Origin of the sequence: Streptomyces sp. B15, from assembly GCF_018070605.1 — a bacterium.
Lineage (GTDB): Bacteria > Actinomycetota > Actinomycetes > Streptomycetales > Streptomycetaceae > Streptomyces > Streptomyces smyrnaeus.
In genome coordinates this window covers 13,534-39,908 of the sequence record NZ_JAGPXJ010000007.1, presented here as the reverse complement: position 1 = coordinate 39,908, position 26,375 = coordinate 13,534, and the positions used below count along the sequence as shown (strand labels likewise).

The window sequence follows — 26,375 nt, the reverse complement described above, 5'->3', positions numbered from 1 at the left end:
ACGGTCACCTCGGGCGGTCGAGGGGGCGCAGCAGCATCTCGGCGAGCCGGTCGCGGGTGACCCGCTCGACACCCGAGGTGCGCTGTGTCAGGAACAGGGCGTTGAGCAGCTGATCGGTGGCGATCACCTGTCCCGGCTGGCGCCGCAGGAACCGCTGGACCAGTTCGGCGCCCTCCTCCAGCGCCTCCTCCCCCAGATGCGCGGAGACCATCGCGGCGAGCTGCTCGTCGCCGGGTGGTTTGAGGTCCAGCTGGATGCAGCGGCGCAGCAGGGCGGCCGGGAAGTCCCGCTCCCCGTTGGAGGTGAGCACGATGAACGGGAAGACCGTGCAGCGCACCCGGCCCCCCTCGATCCGGACCTTCTCGCCGTCCGCCGTCAGCACCTCGGCGACCGGCTCGCGGTCGGCGATGCGCTCCAGCTCCGGGATGGTGAACTCGCCGTCCTCCAGTACGTTCAGCAGGTCGCTGGGCAGGTCGATGTCGCTCTTGTCCAGCTCGTCGACGAGCAGCACCCGGGGCAGCGGCGCCCTGTCCGGTTCGGCGGGCCGGGCTGGCAGCAGCGCGGTACCGAGCGGGCCAAGGCGCAGATACGACCCGATCGGGGGACGGGCGGGCGGGGTACTGCTGTCCCCGGCCACGGCCCGGTCCAGCTGGACGTCCTGGAGGCGGCCGATGGCGTCGTAGTGGTAGAGACCGTCCTGCAGTGTCGTGCGGCTGACGATGGGCCAGCGCAGCACCCGGCCCAGGCCCAGCTCGTGGGCGACCGCGTGCGCGAGGGTGGACTTTCCGGTGCCCGGGTTGCCGGTGACCAGCAGCGGACGCCGCAGATACAGCGCCGCGTTGACGGCCTCGACCTCCTCGGGCCGCGGATGGAGGCTCTCCACCAGCCGTCGCCTCGCGCCCAGCCGTCGGGCGGTGTCGGCACCCTCCGGGTCGTCGCCACTCGCCCCGCCCGGGGAGTCGGGCCCGGTGCCGGCTCCGGTGAAGTCACGCCAAGGCGGCGGCTCGGGCAGCTCACGCACACCTTCGTGCGGGACACCCGCACCGCGGTAGATGCGCCAATCGCTCACGGTGTGCTCCTCAACGCTGTCGGCGGCCTGGGCATGAGCGGTGGTTCGCGCAGCGGTCCGTCCCCCGAGGTCCTGTGGGGCGGATCGTAGAGCAGGACGATATGCCGTGCCCAGGCCGACGAACGATCAATTGGCGCACTGCCGACGTCAGTTGCGCCATCCGTGTCGTCGGTCAGGTCGGCGTTCCTGTTGCGCAGTGCTCTGATGTGCAGCGGCAGCTGCCGGGCCGAGGGAACTTCGCGCAGCAGCTCGGCGGCCCGCTCGTGGAATTCGGCGCAATCGCGGTGGTCGTGGTCGTCGCTGTAGGAGTGCCGCCACAGCGCCATGGCATGGCCCGCACCGAGTGCCGCCGCCATGGCGCGCGCTCCCGGGCCGCTGCCCGTCCGCGCGCAGTACACCGGCACGGCACCGGGCGGCGCCGCCAGCAGCCGCCCGTAGGCGGCCTGCCCGCCCTCGGGGGCGGAGGCGTCGTGTCCCGCCTCGGGAACCTCGCGGCGCAGCGGCACGGCCTCCATCGGGCCGCCCAGCACGGCGGCGGCGCGACTGCGGCACTCGGGGGTGAAGCCGTGGTCCTTGCGCGACCTGTCGCGCACCACGACCAGCCTGCGCTGGCCCAGCGGCAGCGTGTGCGGGTTGAACGGGTCGGACGGGTCGTAGGGCCGGGCCCGCCAGGCGTCCACCGGCTCGTCGAACAGGGCCCGCGGCAGCAGGAACTCCACCGCCGCCAGATGGTCGTCCACGTCGCACTGGTCCAGGGCCTGGGACAGGGCCGCGCGCACGGCCCCCTCCAGCCGGGAGCGCGGCACCTCCTCCCGGCTCTGTTCGACGGTGATCTCCTCGCGCTCCGCGTCCTCGGCCGGAGAGGAGTCCCCGGCCTCGACGACGGCGCCCAGGGCCGGGGCCGCACCGCCGTGGAGGTCGTCCTTGTCGGCGGGCCGGACCAGCGCTACCCGCCACGCGTGCCGCCCCGAGCCGTAGATGTCCGGTTCTATCTCCACCAGCACATCGGCGCGTGCCGCCGACGCCGGACGGTGACCGTCCAGGACACCGGGGACGCGGGCGCGGATGACGTCGTTGAGCAGCGTCCGCGCCGTGCGCTCCACCCACTCGCGCAGGTCGGCCAGCGCACGGATCGCACGAGGCGTACGTGCCTTACCCGATCGGGTGAGCGCGGCCGTCACCTTCGCGGCGTACAGCACCACCGCCTCCAGCGCGAGGTCGGAGGAGGGCTCCACCTCCGCCGTGCTGTCGTCCCGCGGGTCGTAGAGCAGCCCGGCGCCCTCCCGCCAGGAGCGGGGATCGTGGTCGCGCAAGGTGTAGGGCCAGCGCAGCACCATGTTCCGGGCCTCGTTGGCCAGTTGCAGCACCTGCCCGGCACCGGTGGGCGGCTCCACCTCGGCGAAGAGCGCGTACAGCTCGGCGCGCCGGTCGACCGTGAAACCGTAGGCGGGCTCCCCGCCGGAGGGGCCCAGCCTGGCGTGCTGCCGGTGCCAGCTGTGTCCGAAGCCGTTGTAGCGCCTCAGATGGTGCTTGTCGTGCGCCGACAGCACCTCGTGCAGCACGCGTGCGCCGCGCGGCCCCCCATCGCACAGCTTGCGGAGCGCGGTGATCGGTGTGGCCAGCCCCGAGCCAGGCCTGCGGCCCGCGCCCTTGCTGACGCCGAGCACCGTGCCGCGCCGCTGGTCGAGCACGGGCCCGCCCGAGCAGCCCTCGGTCAGCTGGTCACCGCTGAGCATGAGCGGACGGCCGACGACCCCGGTGGCCTTCCCCAACCCGGTGAAGAACATCTGCTCGCCCCTGACCTCCGACGGCGCCCAGCCGTACAGCCCGATGTCCGCCGGGGTCAGTACGGAACGGTCGCTCAGCCACAGGCAGTCGGCGTCCTCGGCGCCCGGCACCCGCACCAGCGCCAGATCGGGGAACGGCCAGGGGGCCGGGGGCGCCTGGGGATCCTCGGGCAGCGGGAGTCCGAAGGCCAGCTCTCCGAGGAGGACGGTGGCGCCGGCGCTGTCGGTGCCGCCCATGCCGGCTGCGCTGCCGACGCCTGCGGCGTCAGCGGCGCTGTCCACGGTGTCCACGGTGTCCCCGATCGTGATGCCGATGGCGCGCTCCCCCCTCCATATGGGCGCGGCACCCTTGCCGACGACATGGGCGCACGTGAGGACCCATCCGGGCGCGACAAAAAAGCCGGTCCCCCAGAACGCACGCCGGTTCCTGTCGCGGCGACGGCCGTCGTCGCTTGTCCCGCTGCTTCCGTCGTACCCCTCGGGGGGTGCCCCGATGCGCACGACGGAAGCGCGAACGGAGTCGGCGAGGCCCGCGGGGGCGTTCATACGGCACAGGGCGCGCACAGCAGCACGCCGAATCGTGACCGCCCGCCCCGTGCGGCTCGCACTCCTGTCACAGCGCTCCCCCCTCTACGCCCCGTTCCCCCGCGGCTTCCCTGTGTGAGGTGTATGAGGTAGCAGGCTAGTCGCCGGGTCCGACAGACGGGAGGGGCGGGGCCCCAACCAGGCACGCCAATCCGCGACTTGGCCGTCGGCCGTCGAGGCCGTCCGTTCGTCCGCCCGCGCTCACCCGCCCTGCGGGGCCGGAGCCGGACCACCGACGTCCGGGGGGTCGGCCGCCGCCTCGGGCCTGCGCCAGGTGAGGGTGACGGAGACCGCCCCTTTGGCCTCCCCCTCGGCGAGCACGGCGGCGAGGGCCTTGCCCGACTTGACGGCCAGTTCGATGCCGAACGTCGCACTGACCTCGTCCGGACCGGCATGCCGGGCAGCGGCGAGCACCGCGGCACCCACGCCGCCGATCACCTCGTTGAGCTGCTGGGCCCGCGCGATGAGCTGATCGCGGATGCCGACGTCGTCGTACTCGAACTCCTCAGCGCCGGAGGGCACTTCGTCGTCGTCCAGGACGTGCACCCGAGCCAGCACCGTCTCCCCGCCCGGCAGTGTGATCTCCCGGATCTCCCGTTCCATGTGCGCCCCTCGCTTCCCCGTTCGCGCCCGCCCACGCTGCTGCTCCGCCTGCTCCGCAGCTTCGCTGCTCGCGTCAACGTGCCCTGCCCGAGGTCACATTGAACCCCGGCCGGCCCATCGGCGCGACCGGAACCGCGACGGGGGCGTGCCGCAATGCGGGCGCGGTACTAGACTGCCAGGGTCTCGGGGGGGCGGGAAGAGGTCAACTCCCGCCCGTGCCGAAGCCGTCCGCTCCCTCTCTGCCCGGGGCCGTGGGCCCTGCCCCTCCACCGGGACCACGAAGTACCACACCGATATGGGCCGCCGCGGTGGACAGCTGGCGGCGCACCTCGCGCAGTTGGGTGTCGCTCACGCCGTGGTCACGAGCCGCGTCGCGCACATCGTCGCGGAAGCGGTCCAGCAGGCGTTCGAGGTCGCGTACCGGGTCGCCGGTCGGATCGGGGAAGGGCACCTCGGCCTCGGCGGCCGGTTCCGTACCGGACGGGTGATCCGCCCGCGCATCCGCCGGACGGTCCGGTTCCGGTCCTGCCGACTGCGGCCGGGCCTGCGAGGACCCGGGGGGCGCCTGGCCGGTGAGGCGGCTCAGATCACCCATCTCGCGGGCCAGTTCGGACATACCGTCGCGGACGGCGCCGGGCCAGTCACCCGCTCGCATCCGGGTCTGCACCTGCTCCTGCACCTGGCGGGCGATACGCCGCACCTCGGCCAGCGCCTCGGTGTGGGCCTCACGCTCCTTCTTGGCCTGGCGCCGGGCCTGCTGGGCCTCTTCCTTGGCCTTGCGGGCCTGCTCCTTCCACTCGTCCTTGGCGCGGCGCATCTCCTCCTTGGCGTGCCGCCACGCCTCCTTGTCGCCCCAGACGCCGTCCCAGCCGCTCTCCCAGCCGTCGTCCCAGCCGGGGGGCTCACCGGTGCCGGGCGGGGTGCCGGTGCCGGGCCGGGCGCGGCCTGCCTTGGTACGGCCGCGTGCGTTCCGGGCCTGCTCCCGCATCTCGCGGCGCAGGTCGCTCGCCGTGCCGCTGACGTCCTCGCGGATGTCGGCGGCGAGCGCGGCGACGGAATCGCGGATCTCGACCTCCAGCTCGGCGAGCTCGGCCTGCCGGTCCGCCAGTTCCGCGCGGCCGGCCTCGGTGATCGAGTAGACCTTGCGGCCGCCCTCGGTGGTGTGGCTGACCAGGCCCTCGGCCTCCAGCTTGGCCAGCCGCGGGTAGACGGTGCCGGCGGACGGCGCGTACAGCCCCTGGAAGCGCTCCTCCAGGAGGCGGATCACCTCGTAGCCGTGGCGCGGCGCCTCGTCGAGGAGCATCAGCAGATAGAGGCGCAGGCGGCCGTGTGCGAAGACGGGAGGCATGTCACAGGTCCTTCGCCGGAGAGGGGTTGCCGGGGTGCTCGGGCGGATGCGGGCCGCCGACCACCGTGGCGTCGCTGCCGGTGGAGCCGGACGAGCCGGATGAGCCGGACGGCTCGTACAGGGTGTCGTCGCCCGGTGGACGGCGGAGGAGTGCGAGGCCGCCGGAGACGTTGGAGGCGTGCAGGACGCCGCGGCCCGCACCGAGCGTGCCGGTGATCCGGTGGTCTCCCCAGCCGCCGGTGGCCAGCCCGTCGAACGCACTGGAGACGGCGCCGCCCGCGGTGCGCGCGTCCACTGTCAGATCCGCGTCGTCGGGCAGTCTGAGGGCGAGTTCACCCGAGACGCTGGAGAGCCGTATGTCGGCGGGGTCGTCCGCGCGCGGGGACCGGGCGGAGCGTGGGGAGCACAGATCGAGGATCATCGCGCCGCTGACCGAGTCCGCCTTGATCTCGCCGGCGGAGGCGTCGATGCACGTCAGATCGCCGGAGACGGTGGAGAAGTGCAGTGAGCCGGAGAGGCGTTGGGTCTCCACGTCGCCCGAGACGGTCTCGGCCGTGACCGGGCCGGACAGACCCACCAGCGTGGTGCTGCCGGAGACCCCGGCCACCCGGGTGCGGCCGCGTACTCCGGAGACGACGGCGCTGGCCGCCACCACGCCGACCGACAGCGCGACCTGCGCCGGGACCCGGACCGAGACCTCCACCTCGCGCCGCCAGCCCTTGCGGTCCAGCCACTTGAGGAAGCCGTTCCAGGGCAGGTCGTCGTAGGCGAGAACGAGTTTGCCGCCCTCCCGCCGCACGAGCAGCGGCGGACCCTCGACCTTGCCGACCTCGACGCGGGTGGTGGCATCGGGAGTGCCTACGACGTTGACGGTGCCGTTCACCACACGGACGTCCAGTTCCGTCACCGGATCGTCGAACTCGATCCGGCGTGGCTCGCCGATCTCCCACGAGCAGTCGTCGGGTACGGGCACTGCGGCCTCCCCAGGCTCGGGCGCTGCGGCGTACGGGCGCACGGCACTCACGCGCAACGACATATCGCGTCTCTCCCGGACACGTTATGTCGCGTATCGCGAGAGGTGCAAGCCTCCCGCTCCCTCCGCTGTCGCGATCTCGCGCTTCCCCTGTGCCCCCTCGTCACTCCTCGTCCTCGTCGTCCTCGTCGTCCAGCCGGGCCAGCCAGGTGGCCAGCCGCTCCACCGGCACCTCGAAGTCCGGGTTCAGGTCGACGAAGGTCCGCAGCTGCTCGGACAGCCACGCGAGACTGACCTCTTCCTCGCCGCGCCGCTGCTCCAGCTCTTCGATGCCACGGTCGGTGAAGTACACGCTTCTGCTCCTGGTCAGGTGCCTACAAGGGGGTGAGGGCGCGGCCTACGCCTCCGCCTCCGCCTCAGAATATGCCGGGTCCGCAGCCCCCGGTCCTCGGGACCTGGGGCCCGGCCGCATTCGCCCACCGTGTCGGCCGCGCCGTGCCCACTGTCGTGTCAGCCGCGCCGTTTCACCGCGTCCGAGGCTGCGCCGACCGCGATGCCCAGAACGATCAGCAGGACGCAGGCGTACACCTCGTAACCGTCCAGAAGGCCGAGCCGGTGGACGGCCGCCCACGGGAGGTTGAACCGGCCGTCGGTCACTTCGTGCACGAGGCCGCCCCCGCCCTGCACGATGAGAACGAACGAGACGAAGCCGAGAAATTTCTTCATGGCAGCAGGCTGGCCGTCGCGGTGTTCTCCAGGGATCGGCCTTCGGGGGCGGCGGGGACGACGGAAGTCTGCGATGCGGCGCACCGGGGTCATACCAAAGTCGATACCTCCCACCGACCGGCCACGACCGCACACGGCAAGCCGTAGATTCGCCGCATGGGGCTGCTGAAGATGGACCGTACGGGGCGCCGGATCCGCTGGATCCCCCACACGCAGTGGTCGGTCCGCCAGTTGGCCGGTCGAGTGCGCCGGGCGGGGCAATCCGCAGGTGTGGGCGTCGAGCGCCGGATGAGCCGCCGCGGGGGCCGGGAGTGGGCCGCCGACATCGGCGCCTTCGTCTTCGCCGGCTGCTTCATGGTGCTCAGCGCGGACGCGGTATGGGTGGACCCCGGCACCTCACCGACCGCACTGCTCCTCGACCAACTGGTCGGCGGCCTGGCCTGCGCGGCGGTCTTCCTGCGGCGCCGCATGCCGGTTCCACTCGCCACCGTACTGCTGCTCGCTGAGCCCTTCTCGCACTTCACCACCGGTCCCATCCTTGTCGCCCTGTTCACTGTCGCGGTGAACAGGGCGCCGAGGGTGACGGCCCTGCTGTCGGTGCCGGCGTTCGGGCCGGTACCGATCTTCCTGGCGAGCGGACCGGCAGCCGACGACCCGCGAACGGCGTCGGCCCTCACCTACTTCGCACTCCTGGCCGGAGCGATCGGCTGGGGCCTGTACGTACGGTCCCGGCGCCAACTCGTCCTCTCGCTGCGCGAGCGGGCCGCACGTGCCGCCACCGAGGCGCGCCGCGAGGCGCGGGAGGACATCGCACGCGAGATGCACGACGTGCTGGCGCACCGCCTCTCGCTGCTGAGCGTGCACGCGGGCGCCCTGGAGTTCAATCCCGGCGCCTCCCCGGACCAGGTGGGACGGGCGGCAGGCGTGATCCGCGACAGCGCGCACCAGGCCCTGGAGGACCTACGGGAGATCATCGGCGTACTGCGCGCACCGCACGACGGCGACCGCCCCCAGCCGGTGCTGGCCGACGTCGAACAGCTGACGGCCGAGTCGCGGCAGGCGGGCTCCCTCGTGACCCTCGCCATGGACGTGGCGGGCGGTCCCGGCACGGCCCCGCCGGTGGCGGGCCGTACGGCGTACCGCGTCGTCCAGGAGGGCCTGACGAACGCCCGCAAGCACGGTCCGGGCCCCGACGCCCCGGTCTCCGTGACCGTACGGGGCGGCTCCGGCAAGGGCCTGACGGTCGAGATCCGCAACCCCGCGCGACGCGACGCCGCACAGCACGACAGCACGAGCACCGGCACCGCGATCCCCGGCGCCGGACAGGGCCTCATCGGGCTGAAGGAGCGCACCCTGCTCGCGGGCGGCACCCTCGAACACGGCTGGGACGGCACCGACTACCGGCTCTACGCCACCCTCCCCTGGCCGCGCTGACCACCGGCCGCTGACCGCTGACCGCTGCGCGAGCCCGGTGCCGGTCCCCGGCCGGACATCTCGCCGGTCATCTCGCCGAACTTCCGTACAGCGTGTGCAGTTGATCTTGCCGTTGGTGAACGGGGACGGGCGCCGAGGGGGTTGGTGTGTGAGGCCGCCCATAGGAGCCGGATCACTTACGAAGCCGAATCGTATGCCCCGGTTTTCGTGGATACGGGGCGAGGGGTGCGGCGGCTCGATCGAGTCGGGTATGTCGCACTATGCGGGGTCGTAGGTCACACAGTTGTCGGGCCGGGGAGCCGGTTCCCAGGGTGGGTGCCAGGTCGCGACGAGACCGGGACAAACGCACCACAAGGTGCGGCCCCCGGGGGGTGCGCGGCCGGACACGTCCCCCACTGGAAGGCTCTCCGCTCGCATGCGTACCGCTCTTCGCTCGCTCAAGCCCGCCCGCCTGGCCACCACCGGCCTGACCGCCCTGGGCGCGGCCGGTATCGCCACCACCGCCCTGGCCGGCACCGCCCACGCCGCCCAGGCCCCCGCCAAGCCCGCCACCAAGCCCGCCGCCGTCGCACACGCCCACGACGCCAAGGCGAAGGCCGACGCGAAGGCGAAGGACGAGAAGAAGGACGAGAAGAAGGCCGGTGGCAAGGAGTACGCGGACAACCTGGACGGGTGGATCCGCGAGGCCCGCGCCATCATGAAGGAGCACGACATCCCCGGCTCCTACGAGGGCATCAAGCGCAACATCATCCGCGAGTCGGCCGGTGACCCCAACGCCGTCAACGACTGGGACATCAACGCCAAGAAGGGCACCCCCTCCAAGGGCCTCCTCCAGGTGATCCAGCCCACCTTCGACCGCTACCACGTCGAAGGCACCCCCGACCAGCTGACCGACCCGGTCGCCAACATCGTCGCCGCCTGCAACTACGCCGCCGACCGCTACGGCTCCATGGACAACGTCGACTCCGCCTACTGACCAGCAACCCCTGCAGCACCACACACAGCACCACGCCACGCATGCGAACAGGAGCGGGCGGGAGGAACACCACCTCCCACCCGCTCCTTCGCATATGCCGTGGCGCCCTTGGCCGTCAGTCGGAGGGCCCGGCGGGGCTGTCGTGTGCGGCGGGTTCACCGAAGACGCGGGGGACCATCGCCTGGATCAGACTGTCGACGTCGTAGGGCTCACGCAGGACGTCGGGAATCGTCATGTCGTCGACCAGCAGGCCGGCCATGGCGAGATAGAGGAGGGCGACGCCCAGGTCGTCGCCGGGCATCCCGACCTCGCGGTGGTAGGCGATGAGGCCCTGGAACTCCTCCCGGAGGAACCCGGACAGTTCCTCGTACAGCTCCGGCCGTCGGGTCGCCTCCAACCTCAGCTCCAGCATGGCGAGATAGCTGCTGCGATCGGCGCGCATGCGCTCCACCAGATCGCGCATCAGTTGGACTTCGAGCGCGAGTGTGCGCGGGGCGCTCATCCGTTCGGCCAGGGCCGCCTCGTCGGGTGTGAGCCGCTCGCGGGTGCGGCGCATGACCTGGGTGAGCATGTCGCCGCGGTGGGCGAAGTAGTTGGACGCGGTGCCTGTCGGTACGCCCGCCTCTTTGTCGACGGCGCGCAGCGTCAGCCCGCGCGAACCCTCGCGGGCCAGCACCTCGATGGCCGCGTCGAGCAGCGCGGTACGCCGCTCGGTGTTCTGCCGCATGACGGCTTCCCTGCCTCTCTCGGAGATTTCCGGGGTTTTCCCGAATGCCCTTGCACCACTTCATTTGAAGTACTACGGTCGAACCACTGCAGACAGAGTAGTACAAGCGAAGCACTTCAAGGGAGTCAGTATGCGAGGTCAGTTCAACGGCACCGCCGGCCGCCCGGAGTTCCGCAGCGAGCAGCGCCACCAGCCCTGGCGCAAGCCCCTCAGGCCGCACTCCGTCCCGCGCCCCCGCCCTCTACCCAAGCCGGGCACCCGGCGCTGAGCGGCACCCGGCCCCGGCGCCCGGCCCTCACAGCCACAGACAGACCTGGAGGTCCGGGCAGCACCGGACCTCCAGGAGGGCGCCATCAGTCCGCACGCACCTCCGAGGCGGGCGGATCGTCTTCTCAGTGCGCCGCCCCGGCCGAGTACGTACGGAGGGTGCGGCCCGAACGGTCATACCCCTGTCGTCGAGCCCGGTCGGACGATCATCAGGACGACCACGATCGCCCACAGCAGGTTGAAGATGCCGGTCACCATGGCCAGCTGGGCCGCGGCGGCCCGGGGGGCGGGTATGACGGGCACCGCTTCCCCCTCGTCGAGGCCGATGCCCGCCGCACCCAGCATCCGGGCCTGACGGGGCAGGACGACGGCCCCCAGAAGGACCGCGGCGAGGGTCGTCAGGATGAGGGAGGCCACCAGCCATGCGTCCGAGAGGACGCCGAGCTGGGCGCCGGTGGCCATCCCGAAGACCGGGACGGCCACGCCGAACAGGGCGTAGCCCCGGCAGATGCGGTGCAGCAGCGCGGCGGCTGCCGCCCCGCGTCCCTTTCCGGCGCCGACATCAGAACCGGCTCCGACTCCGGCTCCGGCTCCGGCACCGGCACCGGCACCGGCGGCCGGCAGCTCTCTTGCGAAGCGCGGAAACATCGACGCGGCCACCGCGATAGGCCCTACGGCCAGGATCGCCGCGAGTACATGGAGGGAGAGCAGCAGCTTGGTCACCGAGGACCCCCGATTCGACAGCTTCATAGGTTGGCAGCCAACGCAAATAGATTGACGGCCAATAGGTAGCACACCAATACGTTCCTTGCCTACACTGACCCCATGAAGACAGAAGCGGTACGAGGACACCTCGACGGACTGCTGCTGGCCGTGCTCGAACCCGGGCCGCTGCACGGGTACGCGATCATCACCGCGGTGCAGGAGCGCAGCGGGGGCGCGCTGGAGCTACGGACGGGCACCGTTTATCCGGCGCTCAAGCGGCTGGAGCGGCTGGGGCTGCTGGCCGGCGACTGGCAGTCCACCGGAGAGCGGCGCCGACGCTGCTACACGCTCACCGACGCCGGACGCCGGACGCTCGCCGAGGAGCGCACCGCATGGCGCGAGTTCACCGAGGCGATCGGCGCGGTCCTCGAGACACCCGCGCGGCCCGCACGGATCCGGCCTGCGACATGAGCAACGGCAGCGACAAGAGCGACAGCAGCGGCACGAGTGGCGGCAACGACATGAGCGACCGCTGCGGCATGGGCGGCAGCAACAGACAGCAGCCACCCCCACACCCACATCCGGACCCGCTGGTCGCCCACACCGAGGCGTTGGGCGCCGCGCTGCTGGGCCCGGCACGTGCCAAGGCCCGTATGCTCGCGGAGATCCACGACGGGCTGCTGGACGCCACCGACGCCTACGTCCAGGAAGGGCTTCCCCGCACCGAGGCGGCCCACCGTGCGGTGCGGGACTTCGGACCGGTGGCCGTACTGGCGCCGGAATGCCAGCGCGAGTTGACAGTCGCACAGACGCGCCATACCGCGTGCGCGGCAGCACTGTGCGCCCCCTTCCTGCTGGTCTGCTGGGCGTTGGCGCGCACCGCCGTCGGCCCGTCGGCCGCCCCTTTGGCGCTGCTGGCCACGGTGAGCACCCTGCTGGCCGCATTCACCCTCGCCACCACCGGTGGCGTACTGGCACGCCGGTTCCCCGTCCCCCGGGCCCTGCCCCGCATGGTCGCCTGGACGGGGACGGGGGCGAGTGTCGGCATGGCGGTGGCCGCCCTGGCGCTGGCCTGCACCGCGTTCATGACCGCGCAGTGGCCGCTGCTGGCACCGGCGGGCGCGCTGGCCGCCGTCTCGCACGCCGTGCTGAGCACCTCGGCCCGCGTCAGCCGCCGCTGTCTCGCGCCCGCTGCTGCACTCTCCGAGCGCGAACCCGGCTCCCTCACGGGGTGAAGCTCCGCTCGGCCTCCCGGGGTGGCGCGGGTCAACCCGGCAGTGGCTCGCCGGTGAGCACGGCGGCGCGGCAAGCGGCCAAGGTGCCCCAAGCGGTCTGCAGGGCACGGACTTTGCGCAGCAGAAGGGTCAGGTCGTACTCGTCCGTGTAGCCCAGCGCGCCGTGCACCTGCAGCGCCGTACGTGCGGCCAGGTGAGCGGCGCGCGAGCAGGCCGCCTTGGCCGCGGGCAGATCGCGGGGGTCGGCAGCCGCGTCGCCCCGTACGGCCAGCGCTCCGCCGTACAGCAGGGGCCGTGCGAACTCCAGCGCCACGGCGACGTCCGCCAACTGGTGCTTGACCGCCTGGAAGGACCCCACCGGACGCCCGAACTGCCGCCGTTGCCCGGCGTACGCCACGCTCCCCTCCAGCAGCGCCTCGCCGGCCCCGAGCAACTGAGCGGCGGTCAGCAAGGTGGCGAGCGCCCGGATCCGTCGCGGGTCGGCGGACACGGCTTCGCCGGGCACACAACGCACCAGATGACGGCCGGGGTCCACGGAACGCAGCGGCGTGCCCACGGCCGCGGCGGTGGTCAGGCCCCCGGCGACGAGGGCGAACGTCAGGTCGGCGATGTGTGCGTCCACCGCGTAGCCGACCCCCGGGCGGGTCTCCGCGCCGGGGCCGGCGGCTGCCGCACGGCCGGTGACGCTCGTCGGCTCGCCGGCTGACGCGCGGCCGGTGGCGGTCGCCGGATCGGTGACCGTCGCGAGGTGTTCGCCGGTCAGGAGGCGGGCGGGCCACGGGGTGCTGGGATGCAGTCCGGCGGCGAGGGCGACCGTCTCCACCAGGGGGCCGGGGACACCGGCGCGGCCCGTCTCCACGAAGGCGGAGGCGAGTTCGGGCGGGTACCAGCCGAGGCCGCCGTGCTCCTCCGGGACGGCGAGTGCGGGCAGGCCGGTGTCGGCGAGGGACCGCCACAGGGCGCGGCCCGGCCGCTGGTCGCCCGCCGCCCAGGCGCGGGCGGCCTTGTGGGGCCCGGCGTCGGCCAGCAGGCGGCGGACGGTTGCGGCGTAGCCGCGGTGCTCCCGGTCCGGTACGAAGCGCATCGCGGCTCAGCGTCCCCTCGGCAGGCCGAGCACCCGCTCGGCGACGATGTCGCGCTGGATCTCGTTGGTCCCGGCGTAGATCGGCCCGGCGAGGGCGAAGATCCAGCCGTCCAGCCAGCCGGACTCCGGCAGCCCTTCGGCGATCTCGGCCGTGCCGGGGCCGAGCAGGTCGAGCGCCGTCTCGTGCAGGTCGATGTCGAGTTCGGACCAGAAGATCTTGTTCATGGAGGCGTTGAAGGGCGGGGCGGCTTCGTCTTCCGCTTCCCCCGAGGCCGCCGCATACCCCGCGAGCTGGTACGCGCGGGCCCCGGTCCAGGCGTCGGCCACCCGCTGCGCGACCGCCGTGTCACCGGGGTCGGCCCGTTCCCGCCACAGGTGTCGCAGCCGCTCGGCGGCTGCGGTGAAGCGGCCCGGCGAGCGCAGGGCGAGGCCGCGCTCGTTTCCCGCCGTCGACATGGCCGCCCGCCATCCCTGTCCCGGCTCGCCGATGACGTCCTCGTCCGGCACGAAGACGCGGTCCAGCAGGATCTCCGCGAAGGCCGGCCTGCCGTCCAGCCTGGCGATGGGCCGTACGGTGATGCCCGGCGCGTCCAGCGGGAACATCAGATAGCTCAGCCCACGGTGCCGTTCCTGTTCCGGGTCGGTGCGGAAGAGGCCGAAGGCGCGGTCGGCGAAAGCGGCGCGGGAGGACCAGGTCTTGTGGCCGCTCAGCAGCCAGCCTCCGCCGTCCCGTTCGGTGCGCTCGGCGCGGGAGCGCAGCGCGGCCAGGTCGGAGCCGGCTTCGGGTTCCGACCAGGCCTGTGCCCAGACCGTCGTACCGGCGGCCGTCGGCGGCAGGATGCGTGCCCGCTGCTCCTCGGTGCCGTGCACGAAGAGGGTGGGGGCCAGCAGGTTGATGCCGTTCTGGCTGACGCGGCCGGGCGCGCCGGCCGCGTAGTACTCCTCCTCGAAGATCAACCACTCGGTGAGGGTCGCTCCACGGCCGCCGTACGCACGCGGCCAGGAGACGACCGCCCAGCCGCCCTCGTACAGTTCGCGCTCCCAGGAGCGGTGTGCGGCGAAGCCCTCGGCCGTCTCCAGGGACGGCAGTGGTGCGTCGGGCACATGTGCCCGCAGCCAGGCTCGGGCCTCGGCACGGAAGTCCTCCTCGGCGGCGCTGAATTGCAGGTCCATGCTCAGGCCCCGCCCCCGGAGCCGTTCCCCGAACCGGCCCCGGAGCCGGTGCCGGAACCGCCTCTGGAGCCGGGCCCGGGGTCCGAAGGGGGGTCCTCCGCGCCACGGGCAGCCGCAGCGCGCATCGTGCGCGCGTCCATCCCGCCCAGCGCGTCGCTGCCCGTCTCCGCGTTGTGGGCATGCGCGAGGTGGTGCAGGCCGAAGACCGAGTCCAGTCCGCTGTGCAGGCCCATCAGATCCTCGGCCTGGTTGACGGCGCGCTTGGTCAGGGCGAGGCCGAAGCGCGGCATCTCGGCGATGCGGGCCGCCAGCGCCTCGGCCTCGGCGGTGAGTTCGGCGCGCGGAACGACGCGGTTGACCATGCCGATCTCGTATGCGCGCCGGGCGGTCATCCGGTCCCCGGTGTAGAGGAACTCCTTGGCGATGCGCGGGCTCATCACCCACGGGTGGGCGAAGTACTCGACGCCGGGGACGCCCATCCGTACCACCGGGTCGGCGAAGAAGGCGTCCTCGCTGGCAACGATCAGATCGCACACCCAGGCGAGCATCAGCCCGCCCGCGACACAGGCGCCCTGCACGGCGCAGACGACGGGTTTGGGCAGCTCGCGCCAGCGACGGCACATGCCCAGGTAGACCTCGGACTCACGGGCGTAGCGGGCCTCGGCGCCCTCCTTGCCGACGTGGTCCCACCACAGTCCGGCCTTCCGGGGGAACGACAGGTGTGCGTCCCGGCCCGGGGTGCCGATGTCGTGCCCGGCGCTGAAGTGCTTGCCGGCGCCGGCGAGAACGACGGCGTGCACCGCGTCGTCGCCGGCGGCCCGCTGGAAGGCCGCGTCGAGCGCGTAGGTCATCGCCGAGTTCTGGGCGTTGCGGTACTCGGGGCGGTCGAGGGTGACGCGGGCGACGGCGCCGAGGCGCTCGTACGTCACCGTGTCCGGGGCTCCTGGGCGGTCGTCGGGCATGAGCGCGCTCCTCGGACGAAGCTTCCCTAACAAGTGTTTGGTAGGTTAACGTGACCGGGCCGACCCGTCGAGAGCCACCCGTCGAGAGCCACGAGGGGCCGCCGTATGAGCAGCACCGCACCCGTCTGCCCGGTACCGCACGGTCTGCTGACCGACCGCTTCGTCGTCGTCACCGCCGCGGCCGGCAGCGGGATCGGCGGGGCGACGGCGCGACGCGTACTGGAGGAGGGCGCGGCGGGCGTCGTCATCGGCGACGTGCACGAGCGCCGGCTCGGCGAGACGCGGCAGGCGCTCGCCCGGGAGTTCGGCCCGGCACGGGTACAGGCCGTCCCCTGCGACGTCACCGACGAGGACCAGGTGGGCGCGCTGCTGGGCGCCTGCACGGCCCGGCACGGCCGCATCGACGTCCTCGTCAACAACGCCGGCCTGGGCGGCACCGCCGAACTGGTCGAGATGACGGACGCGCAGTGGTCCCGCGTCCTGGACGTCACCTTGAACGGCACCTTCCGCTGCACCCGCGCGGGGCTGCGCGCCATGCGCGACCAGCCGGGCGGCGGCGGGGTGATCGTCAACAACGCCTCGGTCGTCGGCTGGCGTGCCCAGCGCGGCCAGGCGCACTACGCGGCGGCCAAGGCCGGCGTGATGGCACTGACCCGCTGCGCGGCACTGGAGGCTGCGGACTTCGGCGTACGGGTCAACGCCGTCTCGCCCTCCCTGGCGATGCATCCGCATCTGGCGAAGGTCACCACGCCCGAGCTGCTGGAGGAGCTGACCTCCCGGGAGGCGTTCGGGCGGTACGCGCAGCCGTGGGAGGTCGCCAATGTCATCGTCTTCCTGGCCAGCGACTACGCGTCGTACATGACCGGCGAGACGGTCGCCGTGAGCAGCCAGCATCCATGACCGGCCGCCCGGCAGGCCGACGGACAATGGACCCATGGTGACGCCGAAGAAGACCGCCACCGGCGCCGAGCGCCGGGCCGAGCTGCTGGCGACCGCGGCCGAGGTGTTCGCGGAGCTGGGCTACAACGCGACCACCGTCCGCACGATCGCGGACCGCGCCGGGATGCTGGCGGGCAGCCTCTACTACCACTTCGACTCCAAGGAGTCGATGGCCGACGAGATCCTCAGTGCCTTCCTCACCGATCTGTGGGCGGGCTACCAGCGGATCGAGGAGGCCGAGCGGGGGCCGCGCGAGACGTTCGAGGGGCTGGTCGCCGAGTCGTTCCGGCAGATGGAGCGGCACCGTCCGGCCGTCGCCCTCTATCAGAAGGAAGCCCGCCATCTGGCCCCGCAGGAGCGGTTCCGGTATCTGGCCGACTCCCAGGAGCGCTTCCAGAAGCTGTGGACGCGGACCCTGGAGCGCGGGGTGGCCGACGGCAGCTTCCGGGCCGACCTCGACATCCCCGTCGCCTACCGGTTCGTCCGCGACACCGTCTGGGTGGCGGCGGTCTGGTTCCGGCCCCAGGGGCGCAAGAGCGCGGCACAGATCGCCGAGCAGTACACCTCGATGGTGCTCGACGGAATCGCCACCCGCCCGGTGGCCGGATGACCGATCGAAAGCTGACTCAAGGAGCGTGACCGGTATGTCCCACGGTGAGGCGTACATCGTCCAGGCGGTCAGGTCGCCCGTCGGCAAGCGTGGCGGGGCACTGGCCGGGGTCCACCCCGCCGACCTGGGCGCACACGTGCTGCGCGCGCTGGTGGAGCGGGCCGGGGTGGACCCGGAGGCGGTGGAGGACGTCGTCTTCGGCTGCCTGGACACCGTGGGGCCGCAGGCCGGTGACATCGCGCGCACGGCGTGGCTGGCCGCGGGAATGCCCGAGTCGGTGCCCGGCGTCACCGTCGACCGGCAGTGCGGCTCCTCGCAGCAGGCCGTGCACTTCGCGGCCCAGGCCGTGATGTCCGGCACGGCCGATCTGGTGGTCGCGGGCGGTGTGCAGAACATGTCGCAGGTCCCCATCGCCTACGCATCCCGGCAGGCGGGCGCCCCGCTCGGTCTCACCGAGGGCCCCTTCCAGGGCTCCGAAGGCTGGCGGGCCCGCTACGGCGACGCGCCCGTCGATCAGTTCCACGGCGCGGAACTGATCGCCGAACAGTGGGGCATCAGCCGCGCGGAGATGGAAAGCTGGGCGCTGCGCTCGCACCAGCGGGCGGTACGCGCCATCGACGAGGGCCGCTTCGAGCGGGAGATCGCCCCCTACCAGGACCACGCGGTGGACGAGGGGCCGCGGCGCGGCACCAGCCTGGAGAAGATGGCCGCCCTCGATCCGCTGGTGACCGGCGGCCGGCTGACGGCGGCGGTCTCCTCGCAGATCTCGGACGCCTCCGCCGCCGTGCTGCTCGCCTCCGAGGAGGCCGTACGCACCCACCACCTCGTCCCACGCGCCCGGGTGCACCATCTGGCGGTGCGCGGCGAGGACCCGATCCGCATGCTGACGGCGCCGATTCCGGCGACCGCGCACGCCCTGAAGCGGGCCGGGATGACGCTGGAGGACATCGATCTGGTCGAGATCAACGAGGCGTTCGCCTCCGTCGTCCTCGCCTGGCTGCGGGAGACCGGCTGCGACCCGGAGAAGGTCAACGTCAACGGTGGCGCCATCGCCCTGGGCCACCCCCTCGGTGCCACCGGCGCCAAGCTGCTGACCACCCTCCTGCACGAACTGGAGCGCACGGGCGGCCGCTACGGGCTGCAGACCATGTGCGAGGGCGGCGGCCAGGCCAACGTGACCATCGTCGAACGCCTCTGACAGACGAACGCCTCTGACGAGCCTCTGAAAACGGCCGCTGGCGGGGCGGGCGGGCCGGGGACGGGTCATGAACGGCACCGGTCGCGGCTTTGAGATCGTAGGTCCATGTGTGTCTCGATGGGCCCGGCCGAGTTCTCCGGCACCACGCTGTACATGGGACGGCTGCACCACGCCCGGCACGGCCTGGTGCACGTCCTCGGCTACCAGAACACCGCGGTCAACCGCGCCGACGGCCCCAACGCCATGCTGCTGCACCTTCCCGCACAGGGCATGACGCAGGACAACTTCCTGGACGTGGGTCGCAGTTCGGACGTACTGGAGCGGATGGTGGAGGCCGTGCGGCCCAGATCCGTGTCGGCAGGTGGCATGGCCTGGATGGGGTCGGCCCCACCGGCACACGAGGTGCAGGTCTTCGAACACGACATCTACACCGTGCTGCTGGCCTCGGACCCTACCGCGCTGCCCGCGGCGCTCCACCGGGTGCCCGCGCACAAGCGCCCGCACCTGGACCCGGAGCTGACGCGGTTCTACGCCGAGCGCTATCCCGGGTACGCGATGGCCGTGTGCTGCTTCGACAACGCCGAGGCGGCCAAGGCCAAGCCGCTGCTGATGTGGTACACGCCGCTGGACCCGGACGTGCTCACGGCGCCCGCGCTGGACGCCCACACCGGGCGCCCGCCCGGCATGGTGGGGCAGGTCCCGGTCGACCACTGGGTGCTGTTCGGCAGCGACGAGGCGCCCACGGGCTGGGGCGAGCCGGTCGACCACGGCCGCGGCATGCGCCACCGGCTGCGCGAGTTCCTGCCCGCCGAGGTGCGCGGTGAGCACTTCTCGGGGCTACTGCCCAATGGCGACTTCGCCCTCACCCACGCGGAGCTGCTGGCCGGTGGCCGGACCGGAAGGATGACCGGCGCCGTGGGGCGATGAGGGGTGCGCCCCTGACCGGGCTCACTCCGCGCCGTACACCGGCTCCGGGGCGGGTGACCTGCGGAGCAAGCTCCGTACGGTGGTGTCCAGTTCCGCCTCCTCCCAGCGGGCACCCTTGTCGGCGCACGCGGCACGGCGCCAGCCGTCCATGACGGTGATCCGGCCGCCCTCCGCCTCGAAGACGCGCGCGGTGACACCGTCGGAGGCGTCCGAGCCGAGGTAGACGACGAGCGGTGAGACGTTCCCCGGGTCCATCGCGTCGAACGCCCCGTCCCGGGGCGCGGCCATCTCCTGTGCGAACGTCCGCTCGGTCATCCGGGTGCGGGCCGCCGGTGCCACCGCGTTGACCTGGACGCCGTAGCGACCGAACTCGGCGGCTGCGACCAGGGTCAGCGCGGTGATACCGGCCTTCGCCGCGGCGTAGTTGCCCTGCCCCACCGCACCCAGCAGGCCGGCGCCCGAGGAGGTGTTGACGATCCGGGCGCGGGATGTGCGGCCCGCCTTCGACTCGGCACGCCAGTGGGCCGCCGCGTGCTTCATCGGCAGGAAGTGCCCTTTGAGGTGGACCCGTACGACCGCGTCCCAGTCGTCCTCGGCCAGGTTGACCAGCATCCGGTCGCGCAAAAACCCCGCGTTGTTGACGAGCGTGTCCAGGCGGCCGAAGCGGTCGAGCGCCGTACGGATCAGCCGCGCCGCTCCCCCGCTGTCGGCCACGTCGTCGGTGCTGACGGCCGCCTCGCCGCCCCTCTCGCGGATGTCGGCCGCCACTTGCTCGGCGGGTGCGGGGGCGGGTGCGGGGCCTGGGACGGAGGCGGAGGTCTGCGCGGCGTCCGCTGTGCCCGCGCCGTCGAGGGCGACGCCCAGATCGTTGACGACCACCTTGGCGCCCGCACGGGCGAAGGCCAGGGCGTGCGCACGGCCCAGGCCCCGGCCCGCGCCGGTGACGACGACGACACGGCCCTCGGCCGGGCGGTCGGGCGTGGGGCTGTTTCGCTGCTGTGGCATGACGACCTCCGGGCTCAGGGTCTGTTGACGTTCGCGGCGTCCAGGAAGGCGGGCCGCTCGCCGCCGCCGTGCACCGCGAGGGAGGCGCCGGAGATGTAGCGCGCGGCGTCCGACGCCAGGAAGACGCAGGCGTCGCCCACCTCTTCGGGCTCCGCCAGCCGCCCCATCGGCACGGTGGCCGCGACTGCCGCGACGCCCGCTTCATCGCCGTAGTGCAGCTCGGTCAGCTCGGTGCGGGCCATCCCCAGCACCACGGTGTTGACCCGCACTCCGTCCCCGGCCCACTCCATGGCCATCGACCGCGCCAGATTCTCCAGCCCCGCCTTGGCCGCCCCGTAGGCGGCGGTGCCCGGCGACGGGCGGCCTCCGCTGACGCTGCCGACCATCACGACGGCGCCACCACCGGGCTGCCCGCGCATGACCGTGTGCGCCGCGCGGGAGAGGTGCAGCGGGGCGAGGAGGTTGAGTTCGACGACACGGGCGTGGTGGTGCGGCGCTCCCTCGGACAGCGGCCGGTAAGGGGTGCCGCCCGCGTTGTTGACCAGTACGTCGAGGGAGCCGTGGTCGCGGGCGACGCGGCTGCACAACTCCGCCGCCGCCTGGGGGTCCCGCACATCGAGGGGGAGGTAGCGGGCCTGCCGGCCCGCTGCCGTGAGGGGGCGCGGGGGCGGGTGGCGCGCGCAGACGACGACCTCCGCGCCGGCGCGGAGGAACGCGCGGGCGATGCCCGCACCGACCCCGCGGGTTCCTCCGGTGACGACAGCGATGCTCATGGCTTCGGCCCTTTCGCGGGGGCGAGTGCGCTGCTAGCTTGCTCGACTGCACCAAACAAACGTTAGGTGGATTCGTTACGTGGAAAGGTAGCTGATCCCCGCGATGTCTGTCTCCACCTCCACACCACGCGACGGCGTCGCAGTGGTCACCGTCGACCACCCACCCGTCAACGCCCTCCCGGTGCACGCCTGGTACGACCTGGCGGAAGCCCTCACGGCGGCGGGCCGCGACCCCGCGCACCGGGCGGTGGTACTGACCGGCACCGGCCGGGGCTTCAACGCGGGGGTCGACATCAAGGAGCTGCAGCGCACCCCGGGCCACGGCGCCCTCATCGGCGCCAACCGCGGCTGCGCCGCCGCGTTCGCGGCGGTGTACGAGTGCGAGGTGCCGGTCATCGCGGCGGTGCACGGCCACTGCCTGGGCGGCGGCATCGGCCTGGTCGGCAACGCCGACGCGGTCGTGGCGACCGAGGACGCCACCTTCGGCCTCCCCGAGCTCGACCGGGGAGCCCTGGGCGCGGCCACCCATCTGTCCCGGATGCTGCCCCCGCAGCTGGTGCGCCCGCTCTACTACACGGGCCGCACCGTCACGGCCGGCGAACTGCACCACCACGGCGCTGTCTGGGCCCTCGCCCGGAGCCGGACCGCGCTGCTGGAGGTGGCGTTCGAGCTGGCCGACCGGATCGCCGCCAAGGACGGACTGCTGCTCCGCCTCGCCAAGGAGGCGCTGAACGGGATCGACCCGGTCGATGTGCGCCGCAGCTACCGCTACGAACAGGGATTCACCTTCGAGGCCGACCTCGCGGGAGTCTCCGACCGGCACCGGGACGCCTTCCTCGATGCCCGGCCCGACGAAGGGAGCCGACCGTGACCGGCCTGGACAAACGGCTCTCCCTGCCCGAATTCGCCGGGCGGATCACCTCCGGTATGACCGTCGGCATCGGCGGCTGGGGCGCGCGGCGCAAACCGATGGCGCTGGTACGGGCGCTGCTGCGGACCGGCGTCAGGGATCTGACCGTCGTCTCCTGCGGCGGCCCCGACGTGGGGCTGCTGGCGGCGGCGGGCCGGATACGGACACTGATCGCGCCGTTCGTGACGCTCGACTCGGTGCCGCTGGAGCCGCACTTCCGGGCCGCCCGCGAGTCGGGGGCCCTGTGCTTCGAGGAGTGGGACGAGTCGATGTTCCTGTGGGGGCTGACGGCGGCGGCGCACCGACTGCCCTTCATGCCGGTACGCGGCGGCCTCGGCTCCGACGTGCCGCGCCGCACCCCCCGGCTGCGTACGGTCACCTCGCCGTACGAGGACGGCGAGGAGCTGCTGGCGGCCCCCGCGCTGGACCTGGACGTGGCGCTGGTGCACATGAACCGCGCCGATGTGCGCGGCAACGGGCAGTCGCTGGGCCCCGACCCGTACTTCGACGACCTGTTCACCGAGGCGGCCCGGCACACCTATCTGTCCTGCGAACAGATCGTCGGCCGCTTCGCCGGGCCACCGCAGTCGCTGCTGGTGCAGCGGCAGAACGTGACCGGCGTACTGCACACCCCGCGCGGCGCGCACTTCACCAGCTGCGCACCCGACTACGGGCGGGACGAGGCCTTCCAGCGCGCCTATGTGCGGGCCGCCGGCGATCCGGACACCTGGCGGGAGTTCGAGGCGCGCTTCCTGGCCGGGGACGAGCACGCCTACCAGCGGGCGGTGGACGGCCTGGAACCGGAAGAGGCAACCGCATGACCACACCGACAGGCGCGACCCGCGCCGAGATCTGTGTCGTCGCCTGCGCCGAGGCCTGGCGCGGTGACGGCGAGACACTGGCCGCGACGGCGGGCACCGTGCCCGCGTTGGGGGCCCGGCTGGCACGGCTGACGTTCAGCCCGCACCTGCTGCTGACCGACGGCGAGGCGATGCTGCTGAGCACACCGCAGGATCCCGGACGGATCGAGGGCTGGCTGCCGTACCGCAAACATCTGTCCCTGGCCGCGCGCGGCAAACGGCACATGATGATGGGCGCCGCTCAACTCGACCGGTACGGCAACCAGAACATCTCCTGCGTCGGCGACTGGGCCCGCCCCCGGCGGCAGCTCCTCGGTGCACGCGGCGCGCCCTCCAACACCGTCAACCACCCCGTCTCCTACTGGGTGCCCCGGCACTCGCCGCGGGTGTTCGTACCCCGGGTGGACATGGTCAGCGGCGTGGGCTACGACCGGGCGGCTGCCGGGGGCCCGGCCGTGGCCCGCTTCCACGGGCTGCGGCGGGTCGTGACCGATCTGGCCGTGCTCGACTTCGCGACCCCCGACCACCGGATGCGGCTGGCGAGCGTCCACCCGGGCGTCGGCACCGACCAGGTGCGCGAACAAACGGGGTTCGCACTGGCGGTGGACGGCGAGGTGCCGACCACCAGGGAGCCGACCGAGGAGGAACTGCGGCTGCTGCGCGAGGTACTGGATCCGCACGGCACCCGTGACCGCGAGGTGCGCACATGACCCCGCCTCCGGCCGCAGCAGGCTCCGACGCCCCGCTCCGCACCCCGTTCACCACGCTGGTCGGGGTACGCCACCCTCTCGTGCAGACCGGCATGGGCTGGGTGTCCGGCCCTCGGCTCGTCTCCGCCACCGCCGAGGCGGGGGCGCTGGGCATCCTGGCGTCGGCGACGATGACGCTGCCCGAACTGCGCGACGCCGTCCGGGAGGTGAAGTCCCGCACCGAAGCACCGTTCGGGGTCAACCTGCGGGCCGACGCGGGCGACGCGGCCGACCGGGTGCGGCTGCTGGTCGACGAGGGCGTCCGGGTCGCCTCGTTCGCCCTGGCGCCCTCCCGGGAGCTGATCGGACAGCTCAAGGACGCCGGGGTCGTCGTCCTCCCGTCCGTCGGCGCCGTACGGCACGCGCGGAAGGTCGCCGAGTGGGGCGCGGACGCGGTCCTGGTGCAAGGCGGCGAAGGCGGCGGACACACCGGGCAGGTCGCCACCTCCGTGCTGCTGCCGCAGGTGGTGGACGCCGTCCCGGTCCCGGTCGTCGGCGCCGGCGGCTTCCACGACGGGCGCGGGCTGGCCGCCGCGCTCTGCTACGGCGCCGCGGGCGTCGCCATGGGCACCCGCTTCCTGCTCACCCGTGAGTCGACGGTGCCCGAAGCGGTCAAGGCCCGCTACCTGGCGGCGCAGGTCACCGATGTCACCGTCACCACGAAGGTCGACGGGCTGCCGCACCGGATGCTGCGCAGCGAGATGGTCGCGGCCCTGGAGTCCTCCGGCAGGGCCGCCACGCTGCTGCGCGCGGTGCGCCATACGGCCGCGTTCAAGAAGCACTCGGGCCTGTCGTGGGCGGCGATGCTGCGGGACGGCCGCGCCCTGCGGCACGGCAAGCAGCTGTCCCTCGGACAGCTGCTGCTCGCCGCCAGCACCCCGATGCTGCTGAAGGCCGCCATGGTCGAGGGCCGTACGGACGCCGGGGTGATGGCCGCCGGGCAGGTCGCGGGGGTGATCGACGACCTGCCGAGCGTTGCCGAGGTGGTGGAGCGGACAGTCGACCAGGCGGCACGGCTGCTGCGCGAGCCGGCCGTCGGCGGCCCGTCTACGGCTGTGTGACCGCCAGTTCCTCCCGGGCCTCCATCAGCGCGAAGCCCAGCAGATTGAGCCCGGGCCAGCGCTCCGGGTCGGTGGCGCCCGCGTCGTCGGCCGCCAGTCCGATGCCCCACACCCGGTCCAGCGGACTGGCCTCCACCAGCACCCGACCGGCCGTCCCCAGCAGAAAGTCCCGCAGCCGCGCGTCCTGCCCGAACTTCGCCCTGCCGGCCCGTACGACGATGCCGTACCGCTCTCGCGCCCAGCACCCCTCGTCGAAGCCGCGCACCTGCCGACCGAGTGCCTTGGCCGCGCCGGGATGGGGCGCCGCCAGCACGCGCTGCTCCGTCACCTCGTCACCGAACAGCCGCGCCTTGGCGGCCATCATGTAGTGCTCGGCACTGGCGTACTCCACCCCGTCCACGGTGAACCGGGCGGGCCACCACTGGCTGAGACAGCCGGGGCCCACGCCGCCGGCCCTGGGCGGGCGGTGGCCCCAGAAGAAGAGGTACTTGACGCGGTGGCCCCGCCGCACCGCCACACGCAGCTCTTCCCGCTCGCGTACGGCCGTCACGTCCACCGCTCCCCCTGCCGCTCCACGTCCTGCTCTCCGCGCCCCGTGCACGCCCGCGCGCACCATGGCACAAGGTCACCCGTGTGGCCCAGTGGATTTCCATGGGGTGCGAATCCCTCCTCCGGGTGGTGGTGAGGGCCGTACGGCGCAACTCGCCGGACCGCAGGCAGGCGCGGCTGCCGACACTGACAGCACTGCGTTTGTCATACAAATATGGACGCAGCGGAATCCTTCGAGCGGCCCGCCCGCACCTACGTCTCGTCTGCGGAGTACCCATGGCCAGCAGGAAGAATCTCGTAGCCGACCGGACAGCCCTCGCCCACAAGGCCCGCTACGCCCTCGCCCACCCGCAGCGCATCCCGGGCCACCTCCGGCGCGCGGGCCGGGACCGGTGGCTGGCCTTCAAACACCGCGACCACGTCAGCTACTACCGCGCGGTCATGGCCTCCGACACCCGGCGCAGCCCGGACGCCGCCGTGGGCAGCCCGAACCGTGCCGAGTGGCTGAGACTGGGACAGCTCCAGTTCGACTATCTGCGCAGCCACGGTCTGAAGCCGTCCGCGCGGATGCTCGACATCGGCTGCGGCAACCTCCGCGCCGGCTGGCGCTTCATCTCCTATCTGGAGCAGGGCAACTACTACGGCATCGACATCTCCCCCGATGTGCTGATCGCCGCCAAGCGCACCCTCACCGAACGGGACCTGCAGGCCAAACTGCCGCACCTGACGCTCACCCAGGACCTGACGCTGGACTTCCTGCCCGACGCGCACTTCGACGTCGTCCACGCGCACAGCGTCTTCTCGCACTCCCCGCTCGACGTCATCGAGGAGTGTCTGGCCCATGTGGGACGGGTGCTGGCCCCCGGCGGCTTCTTCGACTTCACGTTCGACCGCACGGTCGGCACCGAACACCAGGTGCTGCGCGAGGACTTCTACTACCGAACGGAGACGCTGACCGGGCTGGCCGAACGGCATGGCCTGAGCGCCCGCTTCATGGACGACTGGGAACTCCTCGGTCACGGCCAGTCGAAGATCCGCGTCACGGCCGAGCCCGCCACGTCCTCGGACTCCGTCGCGGCCTCGCCGTCTGTTCAAGTATGACGGCTCCAAGGGGCCCTCGTCACCGTCTTCCAGGACGAT

General features: G+C 72.7%; 29 protein-coding genes. 14 read left to right on the top strand and 15 right to left on the bottom strand.

Annotated elements, in window-relative coordinates; all coding sequences use genetic code 11:
• Positions 1-4 precede the first annotated feature (4 nt).
• The 7 genes from KBY19_RS05455 to KBY19_RS05425 form a co-directional block, all read right to left on the bottom strand.
• Positions 5-1,069 (bottom strand): MoxR family ATPase, encoded by a 1,065-nt coding sequence (locus KBY19_RS05455; protein WP_099884148.1) that lies wholly within the window; start codon positions 1,067-1,069, stop codon positions 5-7.
• Positions 1,066-3,402, bottom strand: a complete 2,337-nt coding sequence (locus tag KBY19_RS05450) for a trypsin-like peptidase domain-containing protein (RefSeq protein WP_247690626.1) — start codon at positions 3,400-3,402, stop codon at positions 1,066-1,068. Before KBY19_RS05450 ends, KBY19_RS05455 begins: the two co-directional genes overlap by 4 nt.
• Positions 3,403-3,642: 240 nt before the next feature.
• Complete coding sequence (locus tag KBY19_RS05445) at positions 3,643-4,044, bottom strand: CU044_2847 family protein (protein ID WP_099884144.1); 402 nt, start codon at positions 4,042-4,044, stop codon at positions 3,643-3,645.
• Between the two features lie 202 nt (positions 4,045-4,246).
• On the bottom strand, positions 4,247-5,392 hold the full coding sequence (locus tag KBY19_RS05440; RefSeq protein ID WP_099884142.1) for a helix-turn-helix transcriptional regulator: 1,146 nt from the start codon (positions 5,390-5,392) through the stop codon (positions 4,247-4,249).
• A 1-nt stretch (position 5,393) separates the two neighbouring features.
• Positions 5,394-6,365, bottom strand: coding sequence for a hypothetical protein (locus KBY19_RS05435; protein WP_210965271.1), 972 nt, complete (start codon positions 6,363-6,365; stop codon positions 5,394-5,396).
• Between the two features lie 163 nt (positions 6,366-6,528).
• Entirely contained in the window at positions 6,529-6,717 is a 189-nt protein-coding gene (locus tag KBY19_RS05430; protein WP_099884138.1) for a DUF6104 family protein, read from the bottom strand.
• A 158-nt stretch (positions 6,718-6,875) separates the two neighbouring features.
• A complete protein-coding gene (locus KBY19_RS05425; protein ID WP_099884136.1) occupies positions 6,876-7,091 on the bottom strand; it encodes a hypothetical protein in 216 nt (71 codons plus the stop codon).
• 156 nt (positions 7,092-7,247) lie between these two features.
• Between KBY19_RS05425 and KBY19_RS05420 the strand changes: the two genes are divergently transcribed.
• Positions 7,248-8,525: a histidine kinase gene (locus tag KBY19_RS05420; protein ID WP_307843441.1), complete on the top strand. Its 1,278-nt coding sequence runs from the start codon at positions 7,248-7,250 to the stop codon at positions 8,523-8,525.
• Between the two features lie 415 nt (positions 8,526-8,940).
• Complete coding sequence (locus tag KBY19_RS05415; RefSeq protein ID WP_210965270.1) at positions 8,941-9,501, top strand: transglycosylase SLT domain-containing protein; 561 nt, start codon at positions 8,941-8,943, stop codon at positions 9,499-9,501.
• A 115-nt stretch (positions 9,502-9,616) separates the two neighbouring features.
• Here the strand turns inward: KBY19_RS05415 and KBY19_RS05410 are convergent, their stop codons facing one another.
• The gene (locus KBY19_RS05410; protein WP_099884132.1) at positions 9,617-10,228 is read right to left on the bottom strand and encodes a TetR/AcrR family transcriptional regulator; all 612 of its coding nucleotides are present in this window, start codon (positions 10,226-10,228) and stop codon (positions 9,617-9,619) included.
• 130 nt (positions 10,229-10,358) lie between these two features.
• Between KBY19_RS05410 and KBY19_RS05405 the strand changes: the two genes are divergently transcribed.
• Complete coding sequence (locus tag KBY19_RS05405) at positions 10,359-10,496, top strand: hypothetical protein (protein ID WP_180289757.1); 138 nt, start codon at positions 10,359-10,361, stop codon at positions 10,494-10,496.
• Positions 10,497-10,669: 173 nt separating this feature from the next.
• On the opposite strand, the gene KBY19_RS05400 is transcribed toward KBY19_RS05405, so the two are convergent.
• Positions 10,670-11,218: a hypothetical protein gene (locus KBY19_RS05400; RefSeq protein ID WP_210965302.1), complete on the bottom strand. Its 549-nt coding sequence runs from the start codon at positions 11,216-11,218 to the stop codon at positions 10,670-10,672.
• A gap of 102 nt (positions 11,219-11,320) precedes the next feature.
• On the opposite strand from KBY19_RS05400, the gene KBY19_RS05395 reads away from it, so the two are divergent.
• Entirely contained in the window at positions 11,321-11,671 is a 351-nt protein-coding gene (locus KBY19_RS05395; protein WP_099884130.1) for a PadR family transcriptional regulator, read from the top strand.
• Positions 11,668-12,435 carry a permease prefix domain 1-containing protein gene (locus KBY19_RS05390; protein WP_247690624.1) on the top strand — a complete coding sequence of 256 codons (768 nt, stop codon included), beginning with the start codon at positions 11,668-11,670 and terminating at the stop codon, positions 12,433-12,435. Before KBY19_RS05395 ends, KBY19_RS05390 begins: the two co-directional genes overlap by 4 nt.
• A 31-nt stretch (positions 12,436-12,466) precedes the next feature.
• On the opposite strand, the gene KBY19_RS05385 is transcribed toward KBY19_RS05390, so the two are convergent.
• From KBY19_RS05385 to KBY19_RS05375, 3 genes are read right to left on the bottom strand one after another with little or no spacing between them, the layout of a single operon-like run.
• Positions 12,467-13,519, bottom strand: a complete 1,053-nt coding sequence (locus tag KBY19_RS05385) for an acyl-CoA dehydrogenase family protein (protein WP_210965269.1) — start codon at positions 13,517-13,519, stop codon at positions 12,467-12,469.
• A 6-nt stretch (positions 13,520-13,525) separates the two neighbouring features.
• Complete coding sequence (locus tag KBY19_RS05380; protein ID WP_210965268.1) at positions 13,526-14,692, bottom strand: acyl-CoA dehydrogenase family protein; 1,167 nt, start codon at positions 14,690-14,692, stop codon at positions 13,526-13,528.
• A 2-nt stretch (positions 14,693-14,694) separates the two neighbouring features.
• Complete coding sequence (locus KBY19_RS05375) at positions 14,695-15,654, bottom strand: enoyl-CoA hydratase (RefSeq protein ID WP_099884124.1); 960 nt, start codon at positions 15,652-15,654, stop codon at positions 14,695-14,697.
• 105 nt (positions 15,655-15,759) lie between these two features.
• Here KBY19_RS05375 and KBY19_RS05370 point away from each other — a divergent pair, with 105 nt between their 5' ends.
• The 4 genes from KBY19_RS05370 (at position 15,760) to KBY19_RS05355 (ending at position 19,328) form a co-directional block, all read left to right on the top strand.
• Positions 15,760-16,554: an SDR family oxidoreductase gene (locus KBY19_RS05370; RefSeq protein ID WP_185018117.1), complete on the top strand. Its 795-nt coding sequence runs from the start codon at positions 15,760-15,762 to the stop codon at positions 16,552-16,554.
• Between the two features lie 34 nt (positions 16,555-16,588).
• A complete protein-coding gene (locus KBY19_RS05365) occupies positions 16,589-17,203 on the top strand; it encodes a TetR/AcrR family transcriptional regulator (protein ID WP_210965267.1) in 615 nt (204 codons plus the stop codon).
• Between the two features lie 34 nt (positions 17,204-17,237).
• A complete protein-coding gene (locus KBY19_RS05360) occupies positions 17,238-18,401 on the top strand; it encodes an acetyl-CoA C-acetyltransferase (RefSeq protein WP_210965266.1) in 1,164 nt (387 codons plus the stop codon).
• 105 nt (positions 18,402-18,506) lie between these two features.
• Positions 18,507-19,328: a hypothetical protein gene (locus KBY19_RS05355; RefSeq protein ID WP_210965265.1), complete on the top strand. Its 822-nt coding sequence runs from the start codon at positions 18,507-18,509 to the stop codon at positions 19,326-19,328.
• Positions 19,329-19,349: 21 nt separating this feature from the next.
• Here KBY19_RS05355 and KBY19_RS05350 read toward each other — a convergent pair whose 3' ends face one another.
• Positions 19,350-20,333: an SDR family oxidoreductase gene (locus KBY19_RS05350; RefSeq protein ID WP_210965264.1), complete on the bottom strand. Its 984-nt coding sequence runs from the start codon at positions 20,331-20,333 to the stop codon at positions 19,350-19,352.
• A gap of 14 nt (positions 20,334-20,347) precedes the next feature.
• Positions 20,348-21,106, bottom strand: coding sequence for an SDR family oxidoreductase (locus tag KBY19_RS05345; RefSeq protein WP_185018113.1), 759 nt, complete (start codon positions 21,104-21,106; stop codon positions 20,348-20,350).
• A gap of 103 nt (positions 21,107-21,209) precedes the next feature.
• On the opposite strand from KBY19_RS05345, the gene KBY19_RS05340 reads away from it, so the two are divergent.
• Genes KBY19_RS05340 through KBY19_RS05325 form a run of 4 tightly spaced genes read left to right on the top strand, consistent with a single transcriptional unit; the run spans position 21,210 to position 24,686 of the window.
• A complete protein-coding gene (locus tag KBY19_RS05340) occupies positions 21,210-21,977 on the top strand; it encodes an enoyl-CoA hydratase family protein (RefSeq protein WP_099884110.1) in 768 nt (255 codons plus the stop codon).
• A gap of 5 nt (positions 21,978-21,982) precedes the next feature.
• Positions 21,983-22,837: a CoA transferase subunit A gene (locus KBY19_RS05335; protein WP_099886775.1), complete on the top strand. Its 855-nt coding sequence runs from the start codon at positions 21,983-21,985 to the stop codon at positions 22,835-22,837.
• Positions 22,834-23,586: a CoA-transferase subunit beta gene (locus KBY19_RS05330; RefSeq protein WP_099884108.1), complete on the top strand. Its 753-nt coding sequence runs from the start codon at positions 22,834-22,836 to the stop codon at positions 23,584-23,586. The genes KBY19_RS05335 and KBY19_RS05330 overlap by 4 nt, the downstream gene beginning before the upstream one ends.
• A complete protein-coding gene (locus tag KBY19_RS05325; RefSeq protein WP_210965263.1) occupies positions 23,583-24,686 on the top strand; it encodes a nitronate monooxygenase family protein in 1,104 nt (367 codons plus the stop codon). The genes KBY19_RS05330 and KBY19_RS05325 overlap by 4 nt, the downstream gene beginning before the upstream one ends.
• Here the strand turns inward: KBY19_RS05325 and KBY19_RS05320 are convergent.
• Positions 24,673-25,236, bottom strand: a complete 564-nt coding sequence (locus KBY19_RS05320; RefSeq protein WP_307843440.1) for an NADAR family protein — start codon at positions 25,234-25,236, stop codon at positions 24,673-24,675. The genes KBY19_RS05325 and KBY19_RS05320 overlap by 14 nt on opposite strands.
• Before the next feature lie 275 nt (positions 25,237-25,511).
• Between KBY19_RS05320 and KBY19_RS05315 the strand changes: the two genes are divergently transcribed.
• On the top strand, positions 25,512-26,336 hold the full coding sequence (locus KBY19_RS05315) for a class I SAM-dependent methyltransferase (protein WP_210965261.1): 825 nt from the start codon (positions 25,512-25,514) through the stop codon (positions 26,334-26,336).
• Positions 26,337-26,375 lie beyond the last annotated feature (39 nt).

Excerpts from the sequence above, each read along its gene's own strand:
- KBY19_RS05450 (WP_247690626.1), bottom strand. The coding sequence starts at position 3,402 with ATGAACGCCCCCGCGGGCCTCGCCGACTCCGTTCGCGCTTCCGTCGTG.
- KBY19_RS05445 (WP_099884144.1), bottom strand. The coding sequence starts at position 4,044 with ATGGAACGGGAGATCCGGGAGATCACACTGCCGGGCGGGGAGACGGTG.
- KBY19_RS05440 (WP_099884142.1), bottom strand. The coding sequence starts at position 5,392 with ATGCCTCCCGTCTTCGCACACGGCCGCCTGCGCCTCTATCTGCTGATG.
- KBY19_RS05425 (WP_099884136.1), bottom strand. The coding sequence starts at position 7,091 with ATGAAGAAATTTCTCGGCTTCGTCTCGTTCGTTCTCATCGTGCAGGGC.
- KBY19_RS05420 (WP_307843441.1), top strand. The coding sequence starts at position 7,248 with ATGGGGCTGCTGAAGATGGACCGTACGGGGCGCCGGATCCGCTGGATC.
- KBY19_RS05415 (WP_210965270.1), top strand. The coding sequence starts at position 8,941 with ATGCGTACCGCTCTTCGCTCGCTCAAGCCCGCCCGCCTGGCCACCACC.
- KBY19_RS05410 (WP_099884132.1), bottom strand. The coding sequence starts at position 10,228 with ATGCGGCAGAACACCGAGCGGCGTACCGCGCTGCTCGACGCGGCCATC.
- KBY19_RS05405 (WP_180289757.1), top strand. The coding sequence starts at position 10,359 with ATGCGAGGTCAGTTCAACGGCACCGCCGGCCGCCCGGAGTTCCGCAGC.
- KBY19_RS05395 (WP_099884130.1), top strand. The coding sequence starts at position 11,321 with ATGAAGACAGAAGCGGTACGAGGACACCTCGACGGACTGCTGCTGGCC.
- KBY19_RS05390 (WP_247690624.1), top strand. The coding sequence starts at position 11,668 with ATGAGCAACGGCAGCGACAAGAGCGACAGCAGCGGCACGAGTGGCGGC.
- KBY19_RS05385 (WP_210965269.1), bottom strand. The coding sequence starts at position 13,519 with ATGCGCTTCGTACCGGACCGGGAGCACCGCGGCTACGCCGCAACCGTC.
- KBY19_RS05380 (WP_210965268.1), bottom strand. The coding sequence starts at position 14,692 with ATGGACCTGCAATTCAGCGCCGCCGAGGAGGACTTCCGTGCCGAGGCC.
- KBY19_RS05375 (WP_099884124.1), bottom strand. The coding sequence starts at position 15,654 with ATGCCCGACGACCGCCCAGGAGCCCCGGACACGGTGACGTACGAGCGC.
- KBY19_RS05370 (WP_185018117.1), top strand. The coding sequence starts at position 15,760 with ATGAGCAGCACCGCACCCGTCTGCCCGGTACCGCACGGTCTGCTGACC.
- KBY19_RS05365 (WP_210965267.1), top strand. The coding sequence starts at position 16,589 with ATGGTGACGCCGAAGAAGACCGCCACCGGCGCCGAGCGCCGGGCCGAG.
- KBY19_RS05360 (WP_210965266.1), top strand. The coding sequence starts at position 17,238 with ATGTCCCACGGTGAGGCGTACATCGTCCAGGCGGTCAGGTCGCCCGTC.
- KBY19_RS05355 (WP_210965265.1), top strand. The coding sequence starts at position 18,507 with ATGTGTGTCTCGATGGGCCCGGCCGAGTTCTCCGGCACCACGCTGTAC.
- KBY19_RS05350 (WP_210965264.1), bottom strand. The coding sequence starts at position 20,333 with ATGCCACAGCAGCGAAACAGCCCCACGCCCGACCGCCCGGCCGAGGGC.
- KBY19_RS05345 (WP_185018113.1), bottom strand. The coding sequence starts at position 21,106 with ATGAGCATCGCTGTCGTCACCGGAGGAACCCGCGGGGTCGGTGCGGGC.
- KBY19_RS05340 (WP_099884110.1), top strand. The coding sequence starts at position 21,210 with ATGTCTGTCTCCACCTCCACACCACGCGACGGCGTCGCAGTGGTCACC.
- KBY19_RS05330 (WP_099884108.1), top strand. The coding sequence starts at position 22,834 with ATGACCACACCGACAGGCGCGACCCGCGCCGAGATCTGTGTCGTCGCC.
- KBY19_RS05325 (WP_210965263.1), top strand. The coding sequence starts at position 23,583 with ATGACCCCGCCTCCGGCCGCAGCAGGCTCCGACGCCCCGCTCCGCACC.
- KBY19_RS05315 (WP_210965261.1), top strand. The coding sequence starts at position 25,512 with ATGGCCAGCAGGAAGAATCTCGTAGCCGACCGGACAGCCCTCGCCCAC.